Source organism: Streptomyces sp. NPDC087859, from assembly GCF_044742595.1.
GTDB classification, from domain to species: domain Bacteria; phylum Actinomycetota; class Actinomycetes; order Streptomycetales; family Streptomycetaceae; genus Streptomyces; species Streptomyces canus_F.
Map to the genome: position 1 here is coordinate 332,037 of NZ_JBIUUU010000009.1, position 24,194 is coordinate 356,230.

At 71.1% G+C, this 24,194-nt stretch carries 20 protein-coding genes and 1 pseudogene; 11 read left to right on the forward strand and 10 right to left on the reverse strand.

Annotation, left to right across the window (positions count from 1 at the left end; genetic code table 11):
- Positions 1–103 precede the first annotated feature (103 nt).
- Both ACIOHP_RS23935 and ACIOHP_RS23940 read right to left on the reverse strand, forming a co-directional pair.
- The gene (locus tag ACIOHP_RS23935) at positions 104–1,201 is read right to left on the reverse strand and encodes an AAA family ATPase (protein WP_401890577.1); all 1,098 of its coding nucleotides are present in this window, start codon (positions 1,199–1,201) and stop codon (positions 104–106) included.
- Between the two features lie 85 nt (positions 1,202–1,286).
- Positions 1,287–1,883: a dihydrofolate reductase family protein gene (locus ACIOHP_RS23940; protein WP_361539186.1), complete on the reverse strand. Its 597-nt coding sequence runs from the start codon at positions 1,881–1,883 to the stop codon at positions 1,287–1,289.
- A 180-nt stretch (positions 1,884–2,063) separates the two neighbouring features.
- On the opposite strand from ACIOHP_RS23940, the gene ACIOHP_RS23945 reads away from it, so the two are divergent.
- The 3 genes from ACIOHP_RS23945 (at position 2,064) to ACIOHP_RS23955 (ending at position 4,868) form a co-directional block, all read left to right on the forward strand.
- Entirely contained in the window at positions 2,064–2,732 is a 669-nt protein-coding gene (locus ACIOHP_RS23945; RefSeq protein WP_361539183.1) for a methyltransferase domain-containing protein, read from the forward strand.
- Between the two features lie 119 nt (positions 2,733–2,851).
- The gene (locus ACIOHP_RS23950) at positions 2,852–4,249 is read left to right on the forward strand and encodes a hypothetical protein (RefSeq protein WP_401890580.1); all 1,398 of its coding nucleotides are present in this window, start codon (positions 2,852–2,854) and stop codon (positions 4,247–4,249) included.
- 31 nt (positions 4,250–4,280) lie between these two features.
- A complete protein-coding gene (locus ACIOHP_RS23955; RefSeq protein WP_401890582.1) occupies positions 4,281–4,868 on the forward strand; it encodes a hypothetical protein in 588 nt (195 codons plus the stop codon).
- A 12-nt stretch (positions 4,869–4,880) separates the two neighbouring features.
- Here ACIOHP_RS23955 and ACIOHP_RS23960 read toward each other — a convergent pair whose 3' ends face one another.
- The 3 genes from ACIOHP_RS23960 to ACIOHP_RS23970 form a co-directional block, all read right to left on the reverse strand.
- Entirely contained in the window at positions 4,881–5,294 is a 414-nt protein-coding gene (locus ACIOHP_RS23960) for a hypothetical protein (RefSeq protein WP_401890585.1), read from the reverse strand.
- Positions 5,295–5,309: 15 nt separating this feature from the next.
- On the reverse strand, positions 5,310–5,810 hold the full coding sequence (locus ACIOHP_RS23965; RefSeq protein WP_401890587.1) for a hypothetical protein: 501 nt from the start codon (positions 5,808–5,810) through the stop codon (positions 5,310–5,312).
- Positions 5,811–6,139: 329 nt separating this feature from the next.
- Complete coding sequence (locus ACIOHP_RS23970; protein WP_401890590.1) at positions 6,140–7,186, reverse strand: LacI family DNA-binding transcriptional regulator; 1,047 nt, start codon at positions 7,184–7,186, stop codon at positions 6,140–6,142.
- A gap of 335 nt (positions 7,187–7,521) precedes the next feature.
- On the opposite strand from ACIOHP_RS23970, the gene ACIOHP_RS23975 reads away from it, so the two are divergent.
- The 6 genes and pseudogenes from ACIOHP_RS23975 to ACIOHP_RS24000 all read left to right on the forward strand — a co-directional run bounded on the left by ACIOHP_RS23975 (position 7,522) and on the right by ACIOHP_RS24000 (position 15,243).
- Positions 7,522–8,673, forward strand: a complete 1,152-nt coding sequence (locus ACIOHP_RS23975) for a Gfo/Idh/MocA family protein (protein WP_401890593.1) — start codon at positions 7,522–7,524, stop codon at positions 8,671–8,673.
- On the forward strand, positions 8,670–9,821 hold the full coding sequence (locus ACIOHP_RS23980; protein WP_361539162.1) for a dihydrodipicolinate synthase family protein: 1,152 nt from the start codon (positions 8,670–8,672) through the stop codon (positions 9,819–9,821). The genes ACIOHP_RS23975 and ACIOHP_RS23980 overlap by 4 nt, the downstream gene beginning before the upstream one ends.
- Positions 9,822–9,853: 32 nt before the next feature.
- Positions 9,854–10,651 carry a sugar phosphate isomerase/epimerase family protein gene (locus tag ACIOHP_RS23985; protein WP_401890834.1) on the forward strand — a complete coding sequence of 266 codons (798 nt, stop codon included), beginning with the start codon at positions 9,854–9,856 and terminating at the stop codon, positions 10,649–10,651.
- Between the two features lie 186 nt (positions 10,652–10,837).
- Positions 10,838–12,616, forward strand: a pseudogene (locus ACIOHP_RS23990) (DNRLRE domain-containing protein); the annotation flags it as partial.
- Between the two features lie 258 nt (positions 12,617–12,874).
- Positions 12,875–14,791, forward strand: coding sequence for an amidase domain-containing protein (locus ACIOHP_RS23995; RefSeq protein WP_401890836.1), 1,917 nt, complete (start codon positions 12,875–12,877; stop codon positions 14,789–14,791).
- 2 nt (positions 14,792–14,793) lie between these two features.
- Positions 14,794–15,243, forward strand: a complete 450-nt coding sequence (locus ACIOHP_RS24000) for a hypothetical protein (protein ID WP_401890596.1) — start codon at positions 14,794–14,796, stop codon at positions 15,241–15,243.
- A gap of 176 nt (positions 15,244–15,419) precedes the next feature.
- Here the strand turns inward: ACIOHP_RS24000 and rbsD are convergent, their stop codons facing one another.
- The 5 genes from rbsD to ACIOHP_RS24025 all read right to left on the reverse strand — a co-directional run bounded on the left by rbsD (position 15,420) and on the right by ACIOHP_RS24025 (position 21,285).
- The gene (gene rbsD, locus ACIOHP_RS24005) at positions 15,420–15,815 is read right to left on the reverse strand and encodes a D-ribose pyranase (protein WP_361539156.1); all 396 of its coding nucleotides are present in this window, start codon (positions 15,813–15,815) and stop codon (positions 15,420–15,422) included.
- Complete coding sequence (locus tag ACIOHP_RS24010) at positions 15,812–16,714, reverse strand: ribokinase (RefSeq protein WP_361539153.1); 903 nt, start codon at positions 16,712–16,714, stop codon at positions 15,812–15,814. The genes rbsD and ACIOHP_RS24010 overlap by 4 nt, the downstream gene beginning before the upstream one ends.
- A gap of 68 nt (positions 16,715–16,782) precedes the next feature.
- Positions 16,783–18,732: a substrate-binding domain-containing protein gene (locus ACIOHP_RS24015; RefSeq protein WP_401890600.1), complete on the reverse strand. Its 1,950-nt coding sequence runs from the start codon at positions 18,730–18,732 to the stop codon at positions 16,783–16,785.
- Entirely contained in the window at positions 18,722–20,251 is a 1,530-nt protein-coding gene (locus ACIOHP_RS24020) for a sugar ABC transporter ATP-binding protein (protein ID WP_361478759.1), read from the reverse strand. Before ACIOHP_RS24020 ends, ACIOHP_RS24015 begins: the two co-directional genes overlap by 11 nt.
- Complete coding sequence (locus ACIOHP_RS24025; protein ID WP_361539144.1) at positions 20,248–21,285, reverse strand: LacI family DNA-binding transcriptional regulator; 1,038 nt, start codon at positions 21,283–21,285, stop codon at positions 20,248–20,250. The genes ACIOHP_RS24020 and ACIOHP_RS24025 overlap by 4 nt, the downstream gene beginning before the upstream one ends.
- A 210-nt stretch (positions 21,286–21,495) precedes the next feature.
- Between ACIOHP_RS24025 and ACIOHP_RS24030 the strand changes: the two genes are divergently transcribed.
- The gene (locus ACIOHP_RS24030) at positions 21,496–21,861 is read left to right on the forward strand and encodes a hypothetical protein (RefSeq protein WP_361539141.1); all 366 of its coding nucleotides are present in this window, start codon (positions 21,496–21,498) and stop codon (positions 21,859–21,861) included.
- A 44-nt stretch (positions 21,862–21,905) separates the two neighbouring features.
- The gene (locus ACIOHP_RS24035; RefSeq protein ID WP_401890605.1) at positions 21,906–24,140 is read left to right on the forward strand and encodes an ATP-dependent RecD-like DNA helicase; all 2,235 of its coding nucleotides are present in this window, start codon (positions 21,906–21,908) and stop codon (positions 24,138–24,140) included.
- Positions 24,141–24,194: the final 54 nt, after the last annotated feature.

Here is a 24,194-nt window from a genome sequence, read left to right on the forward strand (position 1 = left end):
TCGACCCCTGGATGGCTGAAGTAGATTGTTGACTCAGTCAGAGATACCGTCGGGTCGAGCGTAGGACGGACGGCGGCGTGCGTCCAGTGTCCGGCTGGGCTGCCTACCGGTGCAGCTCCCGCCGCCGGGTCAGGTGCCGGCCGACCAGGATTCCCAGGTGCGTGGGGGTGATCTCGGTACCGGACAGCCGGTCCAGACACGCCTCCCGCATCACCGCGCGCACGTCGTCGCCGCTGCAGCCTTCCGTCGCGGCCCCCATGAGGTCGATCAGGGACTCGTCGAGATCCACCTCGTAACGTCGTGCGAAGTGGCGCAGGATCTGTCGGCGGTCCGCATGGGTGGGCAGTGCCACGTGGACGGGGTGGAGGCGGCCGGGGCGCAGCAGGGACGTGCTGATGACGTCGATCCGGTTGGTGATGCCGACGAAGAGCACGGGCCCGCCGGGGTGCCAGTCGCTCAGTTCGTGGAGGATCTGGGCCACGACGCCGTTGTTCAGCCCCACGGAACGGGGGTCCGGATGTCGTCCGGCGATGGAGTCGAACTCGTCGAAGACGATGACGGCCGGGGCGTTGGCGCGTGCGACGGCGAAGGCCTCGCGCATCCTCCGCTCGCTCTCCCCGACGTACTTGTCCAGCACCTCACCGGCGGAGAGCGCATGGACGGTGGCGCCGATCTCATGCGCGACGGCCCTGGCGAACAGCGCTTTACCGGTGCCGCCCGGCCCGTGCAGGAGGAATCCGCGAGGCAGCAGCTCCTGCCGGACCGCCGCCATCGAGGCGGGCAGCGGATCGGCGCCGCTGAGCAGGCCCAGAGCCCGCCGCAGAAGGGCCTTCACGGGCTCGTAGCCCGCGATGTCGTCGAAGGTGACGCCGGGGATCGCGAATGCGACGGATTCTTCCTGTGCGGCGGACGTCTCCTGTGCGGCGAGGAAGCGGCGCAGCGCGGGCTGCCCCGGATAGTCCTCCAGTACGGCCGCCAGGAGCGCGTCGAGCTGGAACGTGAAGGCTCCGTCCTCGACGGCACGGCAGATGTCGTACCACCAGGTCAGCCGGGTTCCGCCGCTCCGGGGGACGGGCAGCCGGGCCAGGTCCGCGCCGAGCGGCTCCAGCAGGGGACGGGCCGACACCTCGTCCGGGTACAGGCGTGCCAGCACGGAGAGGATGCCCTCTCTGCGCAGCAGCAGCGCGGTCAGCCCGCTCAACTCCCGCCCCTCTCAGCAGAAGGCTCCGACAGCTGGAACTGCGGGGCTGATCCTAGCTGTCGGAGGGCGGCGGGCCCCGGGGAACCTACTCGGCGGTCGCCTTCCGGTACACGCTGACCTGCGCCCCCGTCGGCGCGGTGGCCGTCGAGACCAGTTCGAAGGCGTGCTTGGCTCCCTCGGTCGGGAAGACCGACTTGCCGCCGCCGAGGAGCACCGGCATCACGATGAGCCGCAGCTCGTCGACGAGACCCTCGTGCAGCAGGGTGCGGGCGAGCGAGGGGCTGCCCATGACCAGCAGGTTGCCGCCCTCGCTCTCGCTCAGCTTGCGGAGGTGGGCGACGGCCTCGGTGCCGGGGACGCTGGTGGTGTTGTCCCAGGTCAGGTCGGAGTCGGCGAGGGTGTCGGTCACGACGTACTTCTTGATGGAGTTCATCCGGTCCGCGAAGGGGTCCCCGGCCCGCTCCGGCCACGCCCCCGCCATCGCCTGCCAGGTACGCCGCCCGAACAGCAGCGCGTCCGCCGTCCGCATCGCCGAGTCGAAGGCGCCGCCGACGACGTCCGGGTCGAAGTAGTCGTGCGTCCAGCCACCGTGCGCGAAGCCGCCGTCGGTGTCCTCCTCGGGGCCGCCGGGGGCCTGGACGACACCGTCGATGCTGATGAAGGAGGTGATGACGATCGGCATGGGAGTCGCTCCTGTTGCGTGCGTGGTCGGTTACGGCAAGGGAGACCGGGGCGGGGTGCGGAACTCATCGGTGCGCCCCCGGGAGATTCTCGGCGAAGCCCGCGGTCGACCCGGGCTCGCGGTTGACGCCATGAGCGAACGGGCGTTTGTGGCAGGGGAGTTGTTCCCAGTCTCTAGGGCATGACGACGACCACACCGGCGTACGACGCCCACGCGGACTGGTACAACCACTACATGTCGCCGACCTCGGGCGGCGAGTACTTCGCCCGGGTGCACGCGGCGCTGAGGGATCTGCTGGGCCCCGGCGAGGGGATCTGTCTGGACGTCTGCTGCGGGACCGGCGCCCATGCGTCCGTGGCGGCGGAACTCGGCCGGACCCCGTTCGGGGTCGACCTCTCCGGCGGTCAGCTCCGCCACGCGGCCGGCCGGCTGCCGGTCGCGGTCGCCGACGCGACGGCACTGCCGCTGGCCGACGCCTCGGTGCCGGCCGCGATGTGTGTGCTGGCGAGCACGGACGTCCCCGACTACGCGGCCGTCCTGCGGGAGATCGCCCGGGTGCTGGCGCCCGGCGGACGGTTCGTGCACCTGGGCGTCCACCCCTGCTTCGTCGGCGCGTTCGCCGACTGGCGGGAGCGGGGGCGGGTGGTGCTGGACGAGCGGTACGCCGACCGCGCCCGCACCCTCGACTCCTGGAACCCCGCCGGTGTACGGGCCCGGGTGGGGGCCTGGCACATCCCGCTGGCCGATCTTCTGAACGCCGTGGTGTCGGCGGGGCTGCGGCTGGAGAGGACCGTCGAGATCGGGCCGGGCGGGGTGCCGGAGCTGTTCGGATTCGTCGCGATGCGATGAGGTTCGTGTCGGAAATCCGACCCAGCTAGAGAAACGCTTGCGTTTCGTTAACCCCCCTCGTAGTCTGTCGGTACGAAACCGTTTCGTATCGACATCGACAGATGGGGAGGTGGACCGCGATGACAGGTTCTCCGGTGTTCCTGGCCGTGGCCCTCTCCCTGGTCTCGGCGATCTGCTACGCGGCGGCCGCGGTCGTCCAGGAGCGGACCGCCGCCGACACCACGAGCGTGCGCGGGGCGCTGGCCCGAGGCGCGTGGTGGGGGTCCGTACTCCTCAACGCCTCCGGTGCGCTGCTGCACGTGGTCGCCCTGCGCTACGGACCGCTGACCCTGGTGCAGCCGCTCGGCGCGCTGAGCCTCGTGCTGGCGGTACCGCTGGGCTCGCTGGTCTCGGGCCGCCGGACCTCGGGCACGCAGTGGAGCGGCATGGCGTTCACTCTCCTGGGACTGACGACCCTGCTGGCCGTCACGGCCTCGGGGCGCGGCGACACCCTGAACACCACCGGGGTCCTGCTGGTGGCACTCGTCGCCGCCGCGGCCGTCACGGTGCTCTCGGCCCGCGGCGGCCTCGCGATCGCCGCCGCGTCCGGCATCGCCTCCGGGGTCGGCTCCACGCTGGCGCAGAAGCTCGCGGTCGGCCCGACGCTCTCCTGGAGCACGGCGCTGGTGGCGCTCCTGACGGTCGCCTTCGCGGTGGGCGGCCTGCTGCTCTCCCAGAAGGCCTACCGCCACGGCCTCGGCGGCCCCCTCGCCCTCCTCACCCTCGTCAACCCCGTCACCGCGGCCGCCATCGGCATCACCCTCCTCGGCGAGGGCTTCCGCTACGGCACCACAGGCACCCTCCTCGCCCTCACCGCCGCCGCGGCCGCCATCCACGGCGTGACCCTGCTCAGCCACCCGGAGCCCACCCCGAACCCCGAGCGGGTAACCCCGACACGCCCCGCCCCGGCCGACAGGCCCGAGGCAGGGCAGGGCACCTACCGGGTGCGGCCGGCCCGCTTCGCCTTGCTCGGTCGGTCCCTGGCCGGGCAGGACATGGGTCGCGTGCGGCCGGCACGCCTCGCCCTGGTCGGCGGGCCTGGGGCCGCAGGGCAGGAAGTCGGCCGGGTGGGGCCGGCTGGTCCCGTCTCGATCTGGGGGTCTGAGGCCGCCGGTCGGGACGTGGGCCGGGTGGGGCGGGCTGGTCCTGTCCTGGTTGGCCGGTCTGTGGCCGGGCAGGGAGTCGGCCGGTTGGGTCCGGTGGGCCCCGTCCTGGTCGGTGCGTCTGAGGCCGCCGGTCGGGACGTCGGCCGGGTGGGGCGGGCTGGTCCCGTCCTGGTCGGTGGGTCCGAGGCCGCCGGGCAGGAAGTCGACCGGACAGGCCCGCCCCGCCCGGTCCTGCTCGGCAGCCCGCACCTCGAACAGAACTCCGGCCGGGCGCGGCCGACGCTCCCCGTCCCCGCCCCGCCGGTACGCACCGAACCCCCGCACCCCCTCCCCGTCTCCGTCGGACTGACCGGCGCGAGCCGGGCCATGTGAGAGGCAGAACCCGAAGATGACGATCCTGCAGATGCCCCCTCGGACCGCCGTACGCAGGGCGGGACTGGTGGACGTACCCGCCGTGGTGCGCCTGTTCGCGGTGCCCGGAGACTCCGGCGTGGACCGGGACCAGGCACAGCGCGCCATGCGGCTGATGCTGGCCCACTACGCGCTCGAGGAAGGCCAGGTCTGGGTGGCCGAGCGTGCGGACGGCACCCTTCTCGCGGCCGCGGTGTGGCTGCCGCCCGGCACCGAGTCCCCCCACACCCGCTTCAGCGGCCTCTTCGCCCGCGAGCTCACCGCCCCGCTGCCGCAGGAGCCGGCCCTGCCGACCGCACTGAAGCGGGCCAAGCCCGACGCACCGCACTGGACCGTGGTCACCGTCTGCACACCGGACGACTCGGAGGCCTGGGACCGCGGAGTGGTGTCCGACCTGCTGTCACCGGGCCTGCACACCGTCGACGAGGAGGCCGCCGACGCGGTCGCGGTCACCCTCTCGCCCCGCCACATGGACCCACTGCGCCCGCTCGGCTTCCGCACCCCGCACCAGGTCCCGATCGCCGAGGGCGCCGGGGTATGGCTGGCGACCCGCCGTCCGGTGCCGCGCCTGGCCGCGTGACCCTCGCCGTCCCTACGCGCCCACGGAGGCAACCGCATCGACCCCGGCCTCCCGCAGCCGGCGCGCGAGAAGCTCCATCTCGGGCGGTGTCCCCGTGTACGTCCCGCCCCAGACCTGCTCCAACACATCCTTGGCGGCACCGAGTTCGAGCCGTAGCGCGGCACGCAGTACGCGCAGCACGGCGACCCGGTGCGCGGGCGCCCGCAGCCGCAGTACGGCGGCCCCGTGCTCGGCGAGCGACTGTTCCCGTACGTCCTCCGACAGCTCACCCCCGCAGTCGGCGACGGCGAACCGGCAGGCGCGGCAGGTCACTTCGACATCCCACCGCAAGGAGTCACCGACGAGAGCCTGCACTCCGACCCAGTCGGCGGGAGCGCGGCATTCGGGGCAGGGTGTGGTGCGGCGGAGGGACGCGTACACGGACACGGGATGCCTCACCCCTCACAGGTAGGAGAAGAACCGGGTCTCCCATGTGACCGGATCGTTCGGGCTTCCGTCCCAGTCGACCTCGGGATACCAGTCGGCCAGGTCACTCACCCCGTCGTACGGCCGCAGCAACAGCCGATGGGGAACCCGCACATACCCCAGGTCGGACAGCGCCGACTCGATGATCCGCCGCTCGGCCTCGGTGAGCGCACACTCCGTCACGCCGTCGGCGGCGGTGACGAGGGCCAGGTCCCCGAAGTTGCTGAGATCGATATTGAGGGCCACACCGGCCTCGGTCGCAGCGGAGGGAACGTGGACGCCGAAGTACGCACTGGCATCCTGCCGCGACACCCCACTGCACGGCTGACCGAACTCCCGGCTCAGCCGCTCAAGCAGCACGCTCCTCATGAACTCGGCCCGCTCATGGTCGTACCCCTCGGGAAACTCGAGGTGCGCCGGTCCCGGCAAACGGTCCAGAGCATCCAACAAGTCGAGAACCCGCTGATCGTCGTCCACCCCCAAGTCATACCGCAGGGCGCCGAAACGGGTTGAGGGTAGGCCGGGAGCCGGCGGACAAGGACGCACCGTCCCGGTCCAGATATGTCAACCCGCCCGCAGGCAGGTGGCTGCGCCTCTCGACGCCGGTCCAGATATCTCAGCCCGTCCGGCGTTTGAGGACGAGGCCCCTTCAGGGCCGATGGGGGTCCAGGGGGCGGAGCCCCCTGGGGGCGGGGTCGAAGGGGCGGCAGCCCCTGGAGGATGGGACGGGTAGGGGCAGCGGGGGCGAAAAACAGCCGAGGACACCCCCAACGCCGTAGCCTCCAACGTCGTACCCCCAAAGGACCTCAGCCCCGCGGCCCTCCGGTAGACCCCCGCACCATCAACTCCCCCCGGATCACAGCGATCCCCCCGGGCGGCCCCTCCTCCCGCCCCATGGCGATCCGCCCCGCCCGAGCCCCCGCCTCCGCCAACGGCAACCGCACCGTCGTCAACGCAGGCACCGCATCAATACTGAACGGCAGATCATCGAACCCGGCGACGGACACGTCATCCGGAATCCGCAGCCCGGAGTCCCGCAGCGCAGCACACGCCCCCAGCGCGACGGAGTCGTTCGCCGCCACCACCGCCGTAAGAGACGGATCCCGCCGCAACAGCTCCAGCGTCGCCTCGTACCCCGACCGCCGGTCGTACCGCCCGTGCACGGTCCACCGCGGATCCTCCGCGATCCCCGCGTCCGCGAGCGCGACCCGATGCCCCTCCAGCCGGTCCCGGGTGGTCGTCCGCTCCTCCGGCCCCGCGATGTACCCGAGCCGCCGATGCCCGAGCCCGAGCAGATGCTCCGTCAGCTCCCGCCCGCCCCCACGGTTGTCGAAGGTCAGCGCGATCGCCCCGGTCTCCGGCGCCGGCGGCCGCCCGCACAGCACCACCCGCGTCCCGGCATCCTCCAGCCTGCGCAGCTTCGCCGCGACCGCCGCCGCGTGCGGCGCGTCCTCCACCGCACCGCCCGTCAGCACCACGGCCGCCGCCCGCTGTCTCTGCAGCAGGGTCAGGTAGGTCAGTTCACGCTCGGGAGAACCCCCGGTGTTGCAGGTCACCGCCAGCCGTTCGCCGCCCGCGCGTCCGCCCGGACCGCCGATCTCGGACTGGATCGCGCTCGCCATGATCCCGAAGAAGGGGTCCGCGATGTCGTTGACGAGGATCCCGACCAGGTCGGACGTCGCCGCGGCCAGCGCACTCGCCGGTCCGTTCAGTACGTAGTCCAGTTCGTCCACGGCCCGCAGCACCCGCTCACGGGTGGTTGCGGCCACGGGATAGTTCCCGTTCAGCACGCGCGACACCGTCGCGGGCGAGACCTGCGCGCGCGCCGCCACGTCCGCCAGGGTCACCGTCATCTCGTCGTCCTCCGGTCGCGCATCGTCGTACCTCGTCGTACTCGGGCTCCGCGCCCGTCCCCGCACAGTCAGCCACGCAGGACTGTGCGGCTGCACAGACGCCGCACAGTCAGTCATGGTTCCGAGCAGACCCTAAGGCCCCGACACCCCGTTGTTCGTCCCCTCGAACAACTCGAAGCGGTCACGGTCTTGTCCGAACCGCTGCTCAGAGGCTAGCTTCTCATCAGATAGAAAGCGCTTGCTGTGACGCTCATCAGTGGAGGCGTACGCGGCGCGCACAACCGCGTACGGAATGCGCAGGGAATGCTGCGCACGACGCCTACGAAAGGATCGACGTGACACGCAAGACGGTGCGTATCGCCATGAACGGTGTGACCGGGCGCATGGGCTACCGCCAGCACCTGGTCCGCTCCATCCTCGCGCTCCGCGAGCAGGGCGGCCTCGACCTCGGCGACGGCACCGTGCTGTGGCCGGAGCCGATCCTGGTCGGCCGCCGCGAGCACGCGCTGAAGGCGATGGCCGAACGGCACGGCCTGGAGCACTGGGCCACGGACGTGGACGAGGTCCTCGCCGACGAGAGCGTGGACATCTACTTCGACGCCCAGGTGACCTCGGCCCGCGAGGAGGCGCTCAAGAAGGCGATCGCGGCGGGCAAGCACATCTACACCGAGAAGCCGACCGCCACCGGCCTGGACGGCGCCCTGGAGCTGGCCAGGCTCGCCAACGCCGCCGGCATCAAGCACGGCGTCGTCCAGGACAAGCTCTTCCTCCCGGGCCTGCTGAAGCTGAAGCGCCTCATCGACGGCGGCTTCTTCGGCCGGATCCTCTCGATCCGCGGCGAGTTCGGCTACTGGGTCTTCGAGGGCGACTGGCAGACCGCCCAGCGCCCCTCGTGGAACTACCGGGCCGAGGACGGCGGTGGCATCGTTGTCGACATGTTCCCGCACTGGGAGTACGTCCTGCACGAGCTGTTCGGCCGGGTGAAGTCCGTCCAGGCCCTCACCGCCACCCACATCCCGCAGCGCTGGGACGAGAACGACAAGCCGTACGACGCGACGGCCGACGACGCCGCCTACGGCATCTTCGAGCTCGACGGCGGCGCGATCGCCCAGATCAACTCCTCCTGGACCGTCCGCGTCAACCGCGACGAGCTCGTCGAGTTCCAGGTGGACGGCACCGAGGGCTCGGCCGTCGCCGGTCTGCGCAACTGCCGCGCCCAGCACCGCTCGGCCACCCCGAAGCCGGTCTGGAACCCGGACATCCCCGCCACCGAGGTCTTCCGCGACCAGTGGCAGGAGGTCCCGGACAACGCCGAGTTCGACAACGGCTTCAAGGCCCAGTGGGAGCTGTTCCTCCGGCACGTCTACGCCGACGCCCCCTACCACTGGGACCTCCTCGCCGGTGCCCGCGGCGTCCAGCTCGCCGAGCTGGGTCTGAAGTCCTCGGCCGAGGGCCGTCGTCTCGATGTCCCGGAGATCGCGCTGTGACCATCCAACTCCCCGACACCAGTGGGAACCTGAGGGCGTACGAGCCCCGCCAGGAGCCGCTCGCCCTCACCACCGGTTCCCCCCTCACCTCTCGTACGGTGTTCTCGGCGGCCCATGTCGTCGCCGACCCCTTCGCCGACACCACCCCCGACTCGCCCGCCGCGGTCGACTGGGACGCCACCCTCGCCTTCCGCCGCCATCTGTGGTCCCACGGGCTCGGCGTCGCCGAGGCGATGGACACCGCCCAGCGCGGAATGGGCCTGGACTGGGCGGGCGCGGCGGAGCTGATCCGCCGCAGTGCCGCCGAGGCCAAGGCGGTCGGCGGCCGGATCGCGTGCGGAGTCGGCACCGACCAGATCGCGGCCGGTTCCCTGGCCGAGGTCCGCGCGGCCTACGAGGAGCAGCTCGCCCTCGTCGAGGAGTCCGGCGCGCAGTCGATCCTGATGGCCTCCCGCGCCCTCGCCGCCGCGGCCCGGAGTCCCGAGGACTACCTCGAGGTCTACGGCCATCTGCTCCGCCAGGCCTCCGAGCCGGTCGTCCTGCACTGGCTGGGCCCGATGTTCGACCCGGCGCTGGAGGGCTACTGGGGCTCGTCCGACCTGGACGCGGCCACCGACACCTTCCTGGAGGTCATCGCGGCCCACCCGGACAAGGTCGACGGCATCAAGGTCTCGCTGCTGGACGCCCAGCGCGAGATCGACATCCGCCGGCGCCTGCCGCAGGGCGTCCGCTGCTACACCGGCGACGACTTCAACTACCCCGAGCTGATCGCGGGCGACGAGCAGGGCTTCAGCCACGCCCTGCTCGGCATCTTCGACCCGCTGGGCCCGCTGGCGGCCGAGGCGGTGCGCGTCCTGGACACCGGCGACACGGCGGGCTTCCGTGAACTGCTCGACCCCACCGTCGAGTTGTCCCGCCACCTCTTCCAGACGCCGACCCGCTTCTACAAGACGGGCGTGGTGTTCCTGGCCTGGCTCGCGGGCCACCAGAGCCACTTCACCATGGTCGGCGGCCTCCAGTCGGCCCGCTCGCTGCCGCACTTCGCCCGCGCCTACGAACTCGCCGACGGACTGGGCCTGTTCCCGGACCCGAAGCTGGCGGAGGAACGGATGAAGAACCTGCTGTCCCTGTACGGAGTGAACCAGTGACCGGCGACCTCTCCCGCTTCTCCATCAACCAGATGACGGTCAAGCAGCTGTCGATGCCGGAACTGGCCGACGCCTGCGGCCGGTTGGGCATCGTCAACGTCGGTCTGTGGCGGGAGCCCGTCCAGACGTACGGCCTGGAGGCGACGGCCAAGCTGGTCCGCGACGCGGGTCTGACCGTCACCACGCTGTGCCGCGGCGGCTTCTTCACGGCCATCGACGCGGGGGAGCGCGCCGCGGCCCTGGACGACAACCGCCGTGCCGTCGACGAGGCGGCGACGCTGGGCACGGACACGCTGGTCCTGGTCTCCGGCGGTCTGCCCGCCGGCTCGAAGGACCTGCACGGCGCCCGGGAACGCATCGCGGACGCGCTGTCGATTCTCGGCCCGTACGCGGAGGAACGCGGCGTGAAGCTGGCCATCGAGCCGCTCCACCCGATGTACGCCTCCGACCGCTGCGTGGTCTCCACGCTCACACAGGCGCTGGACCTCGCGGAACGCTTCCCCGCGCACCAGGTCGGCGTCACGGTCGACACGTACCACATCTGGTGGGACGACAACGCTCCCGCGCAGATCGCCCGCGCGGGCGCCACCGGCCGTATCCACACCTTCCAGCTCGCCGACTGGACCACTCCGCTGCCCGAGGGCGTCCTCAACGGCCGCGGCCAGATCGGCGACGGCGCGATCGACATGCGCGAGTGGCAGGGCTACGTCGAGGCGGCCGGCTACACCGGCGCCATCGAGGTGGAGCTCTTCAACGACGAGCTGTGGGCCCGGGACGGGCGCGAGGTGCTGGCGGAGACGGCGGCACGGTTCGTGGAGCACACGGACTGACCTGCGGACCGGAACGCCGACGGGATTACCGCCGTCGGCGTTCCGAAACCGTCGATGGTCATTGTCACTCGCGCAATATCCGTATGTATCAGTGCAATACGGTCATCGTCGGCATGTGTGCTTCACAAGGTCCTCATAGTCTTTGCGGTCGCATTACCGCCAATTGACCAAAGGCCACAAGCAGACATGCGCATACCTGGGGCCGGTATCACCGGCCTGGTTCTTCTCTCCGTCCTCCTGCCGGCGGGCCCGGTGCACGCCGAGCCGCCCGCAGTGCGGGACACCACAACCCCCAAGGTGCAGACGGCTCCTGACGTACCGTCCGCCCTCTCCGCGGCCCGGCGTACCGGTGCCCGCGTGGAGGCGCTGTCCGAGCGCACCGAGACCTCGACCACCTGGGTGCACGGGGACGGCTCCCTGACGACCGAGCTGACCGCGGGCCCGATCCGCTTCGAGCGGGACGGCCGCTGGGTCCCCGTCGACACCGACCTCGCCACCCGCGCGGACGGCACCGTCGCACCCAAGGCCCACCCCGCCAGCCTCACCCTGGCAGGCGAGGGCGGCGACATCGCCGACTCGCTCGCCGAGGCCCGTACCGCGGAGCCCCGCGACCTGGCCACCCTCGGCGAGGGCGACCGACAGGTCACCCTCCGGTGGAAGGGCGGCCTGCCCCGGCCCCGGCTCGACGGCAACCGCGCCGAGTACGCCGAGGCCGTACCCGGCGCCGACGTGATCGTGGAGGCGACCCGTACCGGCTTCGAGCAGTACGTCGAGATCAAGAGGCGCCCGGGGAAGGGCGACTACCGGTACACCCTCCCGCTGCGCGCCGAGGGACTCGAGGCGAAGCAACAGGCCGACGGCAGCGTGCTGTTCACCGACACACGCACCGGCCAGGAGCGTGCCGTGATGCCGGCGCCCGTGATGTGGGACGCCACCGTCGACGAGCGGTCCGGCGAGCACACCCGGCGGGTCCCGGTGGACATGGACGTCGTGGCGAGGGGCGACGACTCCTTCGACCTCGTCGTGACGCCGGACGCCGCCTTCCTCGCCGACCCGCTGACCAGGTATCCGGTGACGGTCGACCCGTCCACCTCGGCGCTGAGCAACGTCTTCGACACCTACGTCCAGCAGGGCGAGACCCGCGACTGGTCCACCGACACCGAACTGGACCTCGGCAACCCCGGCACCAAGAACGCCGACGGCACCCCGCGCACCGCGCAGTCCTACCTCACCTGGGGCACCGCCCCGGTCGCGGACGCCCTGGTCAGCAGCGCCGAGCTGAGCCTGTGGAACTTCCACTCGGCCAACACCGACTGCAAGCCGCAGCCCTGGGAGGTGTGGTCGGCGGACCCGGCCACCACCGCCAGCCGATGGACCAGCCGGCCGAAGACGCACACCAGGTACGCCACCTCCACCGAGACCAAGGGCAACCCCGCCTGCGGTGACGACGGCTGGATCAATGCCGACGTCACCTCGCTCGTGCAGAGCTGGGCCTCGGCCAAGGCGCCGCAGTCCACCATGGCCCTGCGCGCCGCCGACGACGCGGCCGTCGCCCAGTGGAAGCGGGTCAACTCGGCCAACGCGACCGCCAACCCGCCCAAGCTCACCGTGACGTACAACTTCCGTCCGCGCTCCGGGAACAACCGGCAGGCCGGACCGCCGTACGCCAAGGACGCCTCGGGCACCTGGCAGGTCAACACCACGACGCCGACCCTGCGGGACACGTTCTCCGACAAGGACGGCGACAGGATCAACGGCACCTTCGAAGTGGTCGACGCGACCACCGGCAAGCGCGTCGGCGACTATCTCGTCTCCCCGTACGTCGAGTCGGGCCGCGCCGCGGCCGTCACGCTTCCCGACGGCCTGCTGAAGGACGGCACGACCTACCGCTTCCGCACCAGCCCCTACGACGGCACCCACTTCAACCTCGCCTGGTCGGAGTGGAGCACCTTCACCGTCACCACCGGCCGCAGGCCCGGCGGACTGCCGGACATGCCCCAGGCCCTGGAGCAGGGCGCCACGGACACCCTGACCCCGCTGCTCTCCGGTGTCGTCACCAGCCCCGAACAGGGCCGCGTACGGGCCGAGTTCGTCCTGCGCGACGAGCACGGCAAGGACCTCACCGGCGTACGGGTCCCCGACGCGTGGGTGGACAGCGGTCTGCGTGCCGCGGCCCAGGTGCCCGCGGGTGCCCTGCGCTCCGGTACGACCTACCTGTGGGCGATGCGCGCCTGCACCGACGCCGGCTGCTCGGCCTGGTCGTACGAGCAGGAGCTGACCGCGCACGACGGACCCGGCCAGAAGGCCCCGGAGACCAAGACCCTCACCCTCACCGGTGACACCCTCGCCGACGCCACCGCGGCGATCCGCCAGGCCACCCCCGCCGTACGGGACGCCCGGCTCACCCTCGACGCCGACCACGCCGTATGGCTCAAGCCCGACCTCACCAAGGTGCCCTCGGGGGCCCGGATCGTGAAGGCCCGGCTGGAGCTCACGCCCGCCCAGGGCAGCGAACGGCCCGTGGAGATCGTCGAGTTGCTGGAGCCCTGGGCCGCCCCGCAGAACGGCGCCGACCTCCCGGGTCTCCTCGACGAGGCACCCTTCGCCGACGCCGCCCGCCCGGCCGACCAGGACCTCGCGCCGATCGTGCAGTCCTGGCTGGAGCAGGAGAGCGGCGAAGGTCTGGCGCTGCGGCTGCCGGAAGGGGTCCGGGAGACCGTGGCCTACCACTCCGCTCGCGCCAAGGACGCCGCCCAGCGACCGCGCCTGGTGATCGACTACGTGGCCGCGGCCGCCCCGGGCCGTCCCCAGGACGTCCGCGCCACCTCCGGCGACGGCGGGTTGCTGGCCACCTGGAACCCGCCGCAGGACGACGGGACGGCCGGCGACGGCCTGGAGTACACCGTCGTCGTACAGAAGGAGAGCGGCGGTGAGGCGGCCCGGCTGACCACCACCGCCCCGCGCGCCGTCGTCCCCGGCCTCGCCGACAGGACCGCCTACCGGGTCTCCGTCCAGGCCAGGACCGTTCAGGGCACGAGCCCGGCCGCCGTCTCCGGGCCGGTGACCACCGCGAGCGTCCCCGGCGGGGCCGCCGCGTACCGGGAGATCGTCCAGCAGTACCTGGACGCGAGGGCGGGCCTGCTGACCGGCCGCCACACCACGGCCGCCGCCGCGCTGGCCGCGAGCTCCCGGGGCGCGTCCTTCGCGGACCTGCTGAACGCGCAGGCCCCGGGTCTGCTGGAGTCCCGCGCCCTGCTCGCCGACCACGGCCGCACCTACAGCGAGGCGACCGCGAAGCTCTCCGACGTCCTGGTCGGCGTCGACGCCGGCGGAACCGTCTTCCTGCGCGCCTCGGTCGCCGAGTCGGCCCTGCTGACCCTGGAGGGCACGAGCGAGCCGGACGAGGGGGAGCAGGAGCAGCGGTTCACCTTCAGCACCAACGACGGTGCCCCGATCCTCCACCTGGAGGCCGACGCACCCGCCGCCGAGACGGTCCTGACCGAGGCGCCGTCCGCGTGGACCGGCCTCGACGTGGCCCCGCCCGAGGGCCAGGACGCCGACGAGGTGCCGGACGAGCCGATCGACCTCGGCGCCGACGGCTTCCCGGTCGACGAGCCCGCCGGGACGACCCCGGTCGCCCTGCGCGCCGCGGCGGTCTCCGGATCAGGCACCGCCAAGTGGGCGTCGAAGAACATCGGCACCGAGTGGGAGTACGGCCAGGACTGCACCAACTTCGTGTCCAAGGCCCTCTACTACGGCGGAAAGATGAAGACCCGCGCCGGCGGGCGCAAGCACGACCGCGCCTGGTGGCAGCAGTACTACCTGTTCGGAACGATCAAGAACAAGAGCTACACCTGGTCGGGCGCGGAGAACTTCCGCCGCCACATGACCAAGTACCGCAAGGCACCTTCGGTGTCGAAGAAGAACGCCCGGCCCGGCGACATCGTCATGTTCAAGTGGAAGAAGGAGAAGGTGTACAACCACGCCGCGGTGGTGGTGGGGAACACCGGCCGGGACCTCCGGCTCAGACAGCACGGAGGCGTCAGCAAGACCACCCTGAGCGCGGCCATCGCCCGCTACAAGAACAAGTCCAACTACATCGAGCGCGTGATCATCCTGCGCCCCAAGTCGAGGAGCTGACGATGATCCGGAATCTGCGTGTACCCGCCCTGGCGCTCGCCCTCGGCGCCCTGCTGACGGCGTGCGGCGACGACGAGGGGCCGGCCGAGTACCAGACCGCGTACACCAACCACCAGCCCCTCGCCGTCACCGGGCACCCCTCCACGGGCAGCCTCGGCACGGTCCAGCGGATCGTCTGGCACCTCGCGGACAAGGACGCCGACGCCTTGGCCGCCCTGAACACGGAGGGCGGTGACGCCGGCTCCGAGGCACGTGCCTGGATCAAGGCCTACGGCGCCGACGCACAGGGCGAGGTGACCGCGGACTTCCTCGACGAGGGGTCCGTACGCCAGGACGTGGTCCTGCACTTCACCAAGTCCCGCCGCACCCAGGAACTCACCGTCCGCATCGGGGACGACGACACATGGGGAGTGGTCCTGGACCGGCCGGAACCGGAGCCTGAGGCTCGGTAGAGCGGCCCGGTAAAAATTTCTCGAGAAACCGTGCAACCCTCCCCGCACCTCGCGGGTCGTACTTGGCATCAGGACTTCTGGGGAGGGGATCTGGGGGGATCGCGGGGGTTCTGATACGGAGGGGAAAACCCGAGGGGGCCTGGTCGACGGACCAGGCCCCCTCGAAGTTTGTCCGGCTAGAAGAACACCCCGCAGCGCAGGAGTACGTTCGCGTACGGCCGTGCCTCGCCCGTCCTCACGACCAGCCGGGCACCCGCCGACAGCTCCTTGAGCCGCTCGTGCGAGACGAAGTCCAGGCCGCCCTCGCCGAAGTACTCGCGCAACAGCTTCGCCGCCGCCGGATTCGCGTCCCGTACCTCCGTCGCCGCCGTGGCCCCCTCCACGACCAGCTCGGCCAGCAGCCCGTCCACCACCTCGGCGAAGGACGGCACCCCGGCCCGGAAGGCGAGGTCGACGACCCGGGGGCCGTCCGGTATCGGCATGCCGGCATCGCAGACCAGCACCCCGTCACCGTGCCCCAGCTCGGCGAGCGCGCCGGAGAGATGACGGTTCAGGATTCCCGCCTTCTTCACAGCGCTTCGACCTCCGCGGCGGTCGGGAAGGACGCCTGGGCGCCCTCCTTCGTGACGGCGGCCGCTCCCACCCGCGCCGCGTACGCCGCGGCCTCGGCCAGGGAGGCACCGGCACCGAGCCGGTACGCCAGCGCCGCCGTGAACGCGTCGCCCGCGCCGGTCGTGTCCACCGCGTCCACCTTGACCGGCGCCACCCGGGCCACGCCCTCCCTGGAGGCCACCAGCGCACCTTGCGATCCCAGCGTCACCACCACCGACCGCGGCCCCTTCGCCAGCAGGATCCGCGCCCAGTCCTCCGGCTCGTCCCCGACCCGGGAGTCACCGAGGATGACCTTCGCCTCGTGCTCGTTGACGATCAGCGGATCGCAGGCGGCCAGCACCTCCGTCGGCAGGGGCCGCGGCGGCGACGGGTTCAGCACGAAACGGCTGCCCGGCGCCAGGTTCCGTACGACCTCCACGACCGTCTCCAGCGGGATCTCCAGTTGCACGGAGACCACCCGCGAGGCGTGGAAGAGGCTGACCGCGGACCGTACGTCCTGAGGTGTCAGCCGCCCGTTGGCACCCGGCGAGACCACGATGCTGTTGTCCCCCGACGGGTCCACCGTGATCAGCGCGATCCCCGTCGGCGCGCCGCCGACGAGAACGCCCACCGTGTCGACCCCGGACGAGCGCTGCGAGTCCAGCAGCAGCCGGCCGTACGCGTCGTCGCCGACCCGGGCCAGCAGGGCCGTACGGGCGCCGAGTCGGGCGGCCGCGACCGCCTGGTTCGCTCCCTTGCCGCCCGGGTGGACGGCCAGGTCGGAGCCGAGCACGGTCTCACCGGCGCCCGGCCGGCGCTCGACCCCGATCACCAGGTCGGCGTTGGCCGACCCTACGACCAGGAGGTCGTAGTCGTACATGAAATTGCTCCCCTGGTAAGTGATTTCAGGCGGGCGGTCCCCCTGGGAGAACCGCCCGCCTCGTGGTCTCAGCCCGTGAACCCGGCCACGTTCTGCTTCGTGACCACCTTCACCGGCACCATCACCGACTTCGCGACCTTCTCACCCTCGGCGGTCTTCACCGCGTTCTGCACGGCGATCCTGCCGAGTTCGGACGGCTGCTGTGCCACGGATGCGTACAGCGTGCCTGCCTTGACGGCCTTGAGACCGTCGTCGGTTCCGTCGAAGCCGATGACCTGGACGGACTTTCCTGCCTTGGAACCGAGCGCCTTGATCGCGCCGAGCGCCATCTCGTCGTTCTCCGCGAAGACACCGGAGACGTCCGGGTTGGCCTGCAGCAGGTTGGTCATGACGTCCAGGCCCTTGGTGCGGTCCCAGTCGGCCGGCTGCTTGGCGACGACCTCGATACCCGGGTAGGCCTTCAGCCCCTCGGCGAAACCGGCGCCGCGCTCCCGGCTGGCGGAGGTGCCGGCCTGGCCCTGGAGGATCACGATCTTTCCCTTGCCGCCCAGCTTCTCGGCGAGCGACTTGGCGGCGAGCTTGCCGCCGGTGGTGTTGTCGGAGGCGACGAGCGCGGCGGTGGCCGCGTTGTTGACGGCGCGGTCGACGGCGACCAGCGGGATGTCCGCCTTGTTCACGGCCTTCGCCGCCGGGGTCACCGCGTCGGAGTCCACCGGGTTGACGATGATCGTGCCGAGCCCCGAACTGGTGAAGTTCTCCAGCTGGTTGGCCTGCTGCGAGGCGTCGTTCTGCGCGTCCGTGACGGTCAGGTCCACGCCCAGCTTCTTCGCCTCGGCCTGCGCGCCGGAGCGGATCGACACGAAGAACGGGTTGTTGAGCGTCGAGAGGGAGAGCCCGATCCGCTGCGACTTCCCCGCGTCCGAGGAACCGCTGTGCAGGAAGGACGTGGCACCGACGATCGCCGCCGCGACCACGGCCGCGAGGAGATAGGTCGCCGCCTGCTTGCCCTTGTTGCCGGTCCCGCTCGCCGTCACCGGGGTCGCCCCGGCCTTGCGGCGCACGGTGTCGAGGAGCACGGCGAGCGCGATCACGACACCGATGACGACCTGCTGCCAGAACGCCGAGACGGACAGCAGGTTGAGCCCGTTGCGCAGCACCGCCAGGATCAGCGCGCCGATCAGCGTGCCGGACGCCTTGCCCGTGCCACCGGCCAGCGAGGCACCGCCGATGACGACCGCGGCGATCGCGTCGAGCTCGTAGCCCTGCGCGGCCTGCGGCTGCGCGGAGGAGAGCCGGGAGGCGAGCACGATGCCCGCGGCGGCGGCGAACAGTCCGGAGAAGGCGTAGATCGCGAGCTTCTGCCTCTTCACCCGCAGACCGGAGAGCCGGGCCGCCTCCTCGTTGCCGCCGATCGCGTACATCGAGCGGCCGATGTAGGTCCGGCCGAGAACGAACGCGGTGATGAGCCCCATCAGGACCATCACGAGCACCGGCACCGGCAGCCAGCCGCCGAGCGTGTCACCGAGGTGCGAGACCGAGTCGGGGAAGGCGATGGGGGAGCCCTGCGAGATCACCAGGGACAGACCGCGGGCCACCGACAGCATGGCGAGCGTCGCGATGAACGGCGGCAGCTTCCCGTACGAGATGAGGAAGCCGTTGACCAGGCCGCAGGCTATGCCGGTCGCCACGGCGAGCAGCACCGCCAGGAACACCGGCACGCCCTCCGACGTCGCGCTCCAGGCGAGGACGGTGGCGGAGAGGGCGGCGACCGAGCCGACGGACAGGTCGATGCCCGCCGAGACGATCACGAAGGTCACACCGAAGGCGAGGATGGCGGTCACGGCCGCCTGGACGCCGACGTTGAGCAGGTTGTCCGTCGTCAGGAAGTCGCCGGACAGTGCCGACATCGCGATGACGAGGACGATCAGCGCGGTGAGCGCGCCGTTGTCGAGGAGCAGGCGGCGAAGCCCCGAGGCGCCACTCGCGCCCGTCGTGCTCTTGAGCGTGTCAGTGGCCACGGGTGGCCTCCGTTTCGGTCTTCTCGTTCGTGGGGTTGCTGACGGCGAGGGCCATCACGGCGTCCTGCGAGGCCTCGGCGGCGGAGAGTTCGCCCGCGATCCGGCCCTGGGCCATGACCAGGACCCGGTCGCTCATGCCGAGCACCTCGGGCAGATCGCTGGAGATCATGAGGACGGCGGCACCCGCGGCCGTCAGTTCGTTGATGAGCTGGTAGATCTCGACCTTGGCGCCGACGTCGATCCCGCGCGTCGGCTCGTCGAGGATCAGCACCTTGGTGTCGGCGAGCAGCCACTTGCCGATGACGACCTTCTGCTGGTTGCCGCCGGAGAGCGTGCGCACATGCTGCTGGAGCCCGGCCATCCGGACGCCCAGCTGCTCGGCGATCCGGGCGGCGGCCTCCCGCTGGCCCCTGAGATCGACGAGCCCCGCGCGCGTGGCCGAACGCAGCGTCACCAGTCCGAGGTTCTCCTCCACGGACGCGTCCAGGACGAGCCCCTGGCCCTTGCGGTCCTCGGGGATCAGCCCGATGCCGGCCGCCATGGCGGAGTTGACGTCGTGCCCCTTCAGGGGCGCTCCGGAGACCTTCACGGTGCCCTTGTCGTACGGGTCCGCGCCGAACACGGCCCGCGCGACCTCGGTACGGCCGGCCCCGACGAGCCCGGCGATGCCGACGACCTCACCGGCGTGCACCTCGAAGGTGACGTCGCGGAAGACCCCGTCGCGGGTGAGCCCCTCGACGGTGAGCAACGCGGCGCCCTTCTCGGGCTGTTCGCGCGGGTACTGCTGCTCGATCGAGCGGCCCACCATGAGGCGTACGAGCTCGTCCTCGGGGGTGGCGGCGGGGACCTGCCCGACGGACCTGCCGTCGCGGATGACGGTGACACGGTCGCCGAGGGCGGCGATCTCGTCGAGGTGGTGGGTGATGAACACGATGCCCACGCCGTCCTCGCGCAGCTTCCGCACGATGGCGAAGAGCTTCTCGACCTCCTCGGAGGTGAGCACGGCGGTCGGCTCGTCCATGATCAGCACGCGCGTGTCCAGACTCAGCGCCTTGGCGATCTCGACCATCTGGAGGCGGGCGATGCCGAGTTCACGCACGCGTGCGCGGGGCGAGACGTTGACGCCCACGCGCGCGAGGAGGACCTCGGCGTCGGCCTCCATCCTCTTCCGGTCGATCATGCCGAAGCGGCGCGGCTGGCGGCCCAGGAAGATGTTCTCGGCGACCGTGAGGTCGGGCACGAGGTTGAACTCCTGGTAGATGGTGGCGATCCCGAGGCGCTCGGAGTCCTGCGCGCCATGGATGCGCACCTCCTTGCCACCGGCCAGGATCCGCCCGCCGTCCGGGGTGTAGGCGCCGGAGAGCATCTTGATGAGGGTGCTCTTGCCCGCGCCGTTCTCACCGAGGAGCACGTGCACCTCGCCGCGGCGCAGATCGAAGTCGACGCCGTCCAGCGCGACCACGCCGGGGAAGGTCTTCCTGATGCCCTCGATGCGCAGCAACTCGTCCTGGTTGCTCACGACTGGCTCCTGTTCTGTGCGGGTGCCGACTCGGGGGAAGCCGGCTGCTCGCCGCACGAGCGGCGTACGACGAGACGGGCGGGGAGGGTGACGGACTGCGGGGGCCGTCCCTCGATGCGGTCGACGAGCGCGCGCACGGCGGCGCGGCCCAGCTCGCCCGTGGGCTGGGCGACCGCGGTGATCGGGGGATCGGTGTGTACGAACCACGGGATGTCGTCGAACGCGGCGAGCGCGATGTCCTGCGGAACCCGCAGCCCACGCGCGCGTACGGCGTCCAGGGCGCCGAGCGCCATCAGGTTGTCGGCCGCGAACACGACCTCGGGCGGCTCGGGCAGATCGAGGAAGCCCTCGGTGACCCGGCGCCCGCTCTCGGCCTGGAAGTCGCCCTGCCCTATGTAGGCGTCGGGGAGTTCGAGACCGTGGGCCTGGAGTGCCTCCCGGAAGGCCTGCACCCGCTCGCGACCGGTGGTGGTGGCGGCGGGCCCCGCGATGATGGCGAGCCGCCGGTGTCCGAGCGCGTGCAGATGCGCGACGAGATCACGCACGGCGTCCCGCCCGTCGGACCGTACGACGGGCACCTCGACGCCGGGGATCCACCGGTCCACGAAGACCATCGGTGTCCCCCCGCGCGCGGCGTCCAGCATCAGCGGGGAGCCGCCGTCGGTGGGGGAGACGAGGAGGCCGTCGATACGGCGGTCCAGCAGGGTCCGTACGTGGTGGTCCTGGAGGTCGGGCCGCTCGTCGGCGTTGCCGATGATGACGCTGTACCCCAGCGCGCGGGCCTCCTCCTCGACGGAGCGGGCCAGCTCGGTGAAGTACGGGTTCATCACGTCGCTGATGACCAGGCCGAGGGTGCGGGTCTGGTCGGTGCGCAGCGAACGGGCGACGGCGTTCGGGCGGTAGCCCAGCGCCTCGACGGCGGCCAGCACACGGGTGCGTGCGTCCTCGCTGACCGACGGATGGTCGTTCAGGACGCGTGACACCGTGGCGACGGAGACCCCCGCCTCGGCAGCGACGTCCTTGATGCTCGCCATCGCCGCTCCACCTCCTCGTGGAATCGATTACATCGACGTACGCAGAGGATTGGAATCGATTACACACGGGTTAATCAAGCCCCTACCGGCATCCCGAGATCCGATCGTGATGAACGGCGCTCAGATGTGCGGCGGCCGCGGGGGTGCCCCACCCTGGAGGTACGGACTGATCTCACCGAGGCCCTCGCGAGGGCCGGAGACGGAGGAGTCATGACGTCGGCGACACGGAACGACGTCCCCGTGGCCATCGAAGGCAACGGGGTCGAACTGCGCACGATGCCCATCGGCGGCGGCATGTCCGTCGGCTACATCCACCTCCCCCAGGGCGCGGACATGGGCCCCGCCTTCAAGGGCCTGACCGACGACGCCTGCCAGTGCCCCCACTGGGGCTACCTCCTCAAGGGAAAGCTCCGGATGCGCACGGCCACGGGCTCGGAGACCTACGAGGCGGGCCAGGCGTACTACTGGGCCCCCGGCCACGTCCCGGAGGCGCTGGAGGACTGCGACTTCGTGGAGTTCTCCCCGACGGAGGACTTCGAACCGGTGATCACCCACGTGCAGTCCCAGTCGGCCTGACCGCTGACGCCCCCACTGTCACAGGCCCCCGGTACCGTCGGATCATGGCTCAGGGGCTCGCCGTACTCGAAGGCGTACTGGAACGGATCACGTACGCCAACGAGGAGAACGGCTACACGGTCGCCCGTGTCGACACGGGCAGGGGCGGCGGCGACCTCCTCACCGTCGTCGGCGCGCTGCTCGGCGCCCAGGTCGGTGAGTCCCTGCGGATGGAGGGGCGTTGGGGCTCGCATCCGCAGTACGGCAAGCAGTTCACCGTGGAAAACTACACGACCGTCCTGCCGGCCACCGTCCAGGGCATCCGGCGCTACCTCGGCTCGGGTCTCGTCAAGGGCATCGGGCCCGTCTTCGCCGACCGCATCACCCAGCACTTCGGCCTGGACACCCTCCAGATCATCGAGGAGGAGCCCAAGCGGCTCATCGAGGTCCCCGGGCTCGGCCCGAAGCGGACCAAGAAGATCGCCGACGCCTGGGAGGAACAGAAGGCGATCAAGGAAGTGATGCTCTTCCTCCAGACCGTGGAGGTCTCCACGTCCATCGCCGTGCGGATCTACAAGAAGTACGGCGACGCCTCCATCTCCGTCGTCAAGAACCAGCCCTACCGCCTCGCCTCCGACGTCTGGGGCATCGGCTTCCTCACCGCCGACAAGATCGCCCAGTCCGTCGGCATCCCGCACGACAGCCCGGAGCGCGTCAAGGCGGGCCTGCAGTACGCCCTTTCGCAAGCCACCGACCAGGGCAACTGCTACCTCCCCGAGGAGAGGCTGATCGCCGACGCGGTCAAGCTCCTCCAGGTCGACACCGGTCTCGTCATCGAGTGCCTCGCCGAACTGGCCCAGCCGGACGAGGACTCCGGCGAACCCGGTGTCGTACGGGAGAAGGTGCCCGGCGAGCACGGGGAACCCGTCACCGCGATCTACCTTGTCCCCTTCCACCGGGCCGAACTCTCCCTCTCCGCCCAGCTGCTGCGCCTCCTGCGCACCGACGAGGACCGCATGCCGGGCTTCCACGACGTGGCCTGGGACAAGGCGCTCGGCTGGCTGAAGGGCCGTACGGGCGCCGATCTCGCCGCCGAGCAGGAGGCCGCCGTCAAGCTCGCGCTCACCAAGAAGGTCGCCGTCCTCACCGGCGGCCCCGGCTGCGGCAAGTCCTTCACGGTCCGCTCGATCGTGGAGCTGGCCCGCGCCAGGAAGGCCAGGGTCGTCCTCGCCGCCCCCACGGGGCGTGCCGCCAAGCGCCTCGCCGAACTCACCGGCGCCGAGGCCTCCACCGTCCACCGCCTCCTGGAGCTGAAGCCGGGCGGGGACGCGGCGTTCGACAAGGACCGTCCCCTCCCGGCGGACCTGGTGGTGGTGGACGAGGCCTCGATGCTGGACCTGCTGCTCGCCAACAAGCTCGTGAAGGCGGTGCCCCCGGGCGCGCACCTTCTCTTCGTCGGGGACGTCGACCAACTCCCCAGCGTCGGAGCGGGGGAGGTCCTGCGCGACCTGCTCGCCGACGGCAGCCCCATCCCCGCCGTCCGTCTCACGCGCGTGTTCCGTCAGGCCCAGCAGTCCGGTGTGGTCACCAACGCCCACCGGATCAACTCCGGGCAGCACCCCGTCACCGACGGCATGAAGGACTTCTTCCTCTTCGTCGAGGACGACACGGAGGAGGCGGGCCGGCTCACGGTCGACGTGGCGGCCCGGCGAATTCCGGCCAAGTTCGGACTCGACCCGCGCCGCGACGTCCAGGTCCTCGCCCCCATGCACCGGGGCCCCGCCGGCGCCGGAAACCTCAACGGCCTGTTGCAGCAGGCCATCACGCCCGGACGCCCCGACGTCCCGGAGAAGCGGTTCGGCGGAAGGGTGTTCCGCGTCGGCGACAAGGTCACCCAGATTCGCAACAATTACGAGAAGGGCAAGAACGGTGTCTTCAACGGCACCGTGGGCGTCGTCACCTCACTCGACCCGGTCGACCAGCGCCTCACGGTGCTGACGGACGAGGACGAGGAGGTTCCGTACGAGTTCGATGAACTGGACGAACTGGCCCATGCGTACGCGGTGACCATTCACCGTTCCCAGGGCAGTGAATATCCCGCCGTGGTGATCCCCGTCACCACGGGAGCATGGATGATGCTTCAACGGAATCTGCTCTACACGGCGGTCACCCGGGCCAAGAAGCTGGTCGTCCTCGTCGGTTCGCGCAAGGCGATCGGTCAGGCGGTACGCACGGTGTCGGCGGGACGGCGCTGTACGGCCCTCGACTTCCGCCTCTCACCGGGCCCCCTCCGGGAGTGAGGTGGGACGCCGGGTCATGCATCGCGAAAAATGATCGATCAAATGAGTCATGAA

Bases quoted from the DNA above. Each gene is read 5' to 3' on its own strand.
- ACIOHP_RS23940 (WP_361539186.1), bottom strand. From the start codon at position 1,883: ATGCCGATCGTCATCACCTCCTTCATCAGCATCGACGGTGTCGTCCAG.
- ACIOHP_RS23945 (WP_361539183.1), top strand. From the start codon at position 2,064: ATGACGACGACCACACCGGCGTACGACGCCCACGCGGACTGGTACAAC.
- ACIOHP_RS23950 (WP_401890580.1), top strand. From the start codon at position 2,852: ATGACAGGTTCTCCGGTGTTCCTGGCCGTGGCCCTCTCCCTGGTCTCG.
- ACIOHP_RS23955 (WP_401890582.1), top strand. From the start codon at position 4,281: ATGCCCCCTCGGACCGCCGTACGCAGGGCGGGACTGGTGGACGTACCC.
- ACIOHP_RS23970 (WP_401890590.1), bottom strand. From the start codon at position 7,186: ATGACGGTGACCCTGGCGGACGTGGCGGCGCGCGCGCAGGTCTCGCCC.
- ACIOHP_RS23985 (WP_401890834.1), top strand. From the start codon at position 9,854: ATGACGGTCAAGCAGCTGTCGATGCCGGAACTGGCCGACGCCTGCGGC.
- ACIOHP_RS23995 (WP_401890836.1), top strand. From the start codon at position 12,875: ATGCGCGCCTGCACCGACGCCGGCTGCTCGGCCTGGTCGTACGAGCAG.
- ACIOHP_RS24000 (WP_401890596.1), top strand. From the start codon at position 14,794: ATGATCCGGAATCTGCGTGTACCCGCCCTGGCGCTCGCCCTCGGCGCC.
- ACIOHP_RS24010 (WP_361539153.1), bottom strand. From the start codon at position 16,714: ATGTACGACTACGACCTCCTGGTCGTAGGGTCGGCCAACGCCGACCTG.
- ACIOHP_RS24025 (WP_361539144.1), bottom strand. From the start codon at position 21,285: ATGGCGAGCATCAAGGACGTCGCTGCCGAGGCGGGGGTCTCCGTCGCC.
- ACIOHP_RS24030 (WP_361539141.1), top strand. From the start codon at position 21,496: ATGACGTCGGCGACACGGAACGACGTCCCCGTGGCCATCGAAGGCAAC.
- ACIOHP_RS24035 (WP_401890605.1), top strand. From the start codon at position 21,906: ATGGCTCAGGGGCTCGCCGTACTCGAAGGCGTACTGGAACGGATCACG.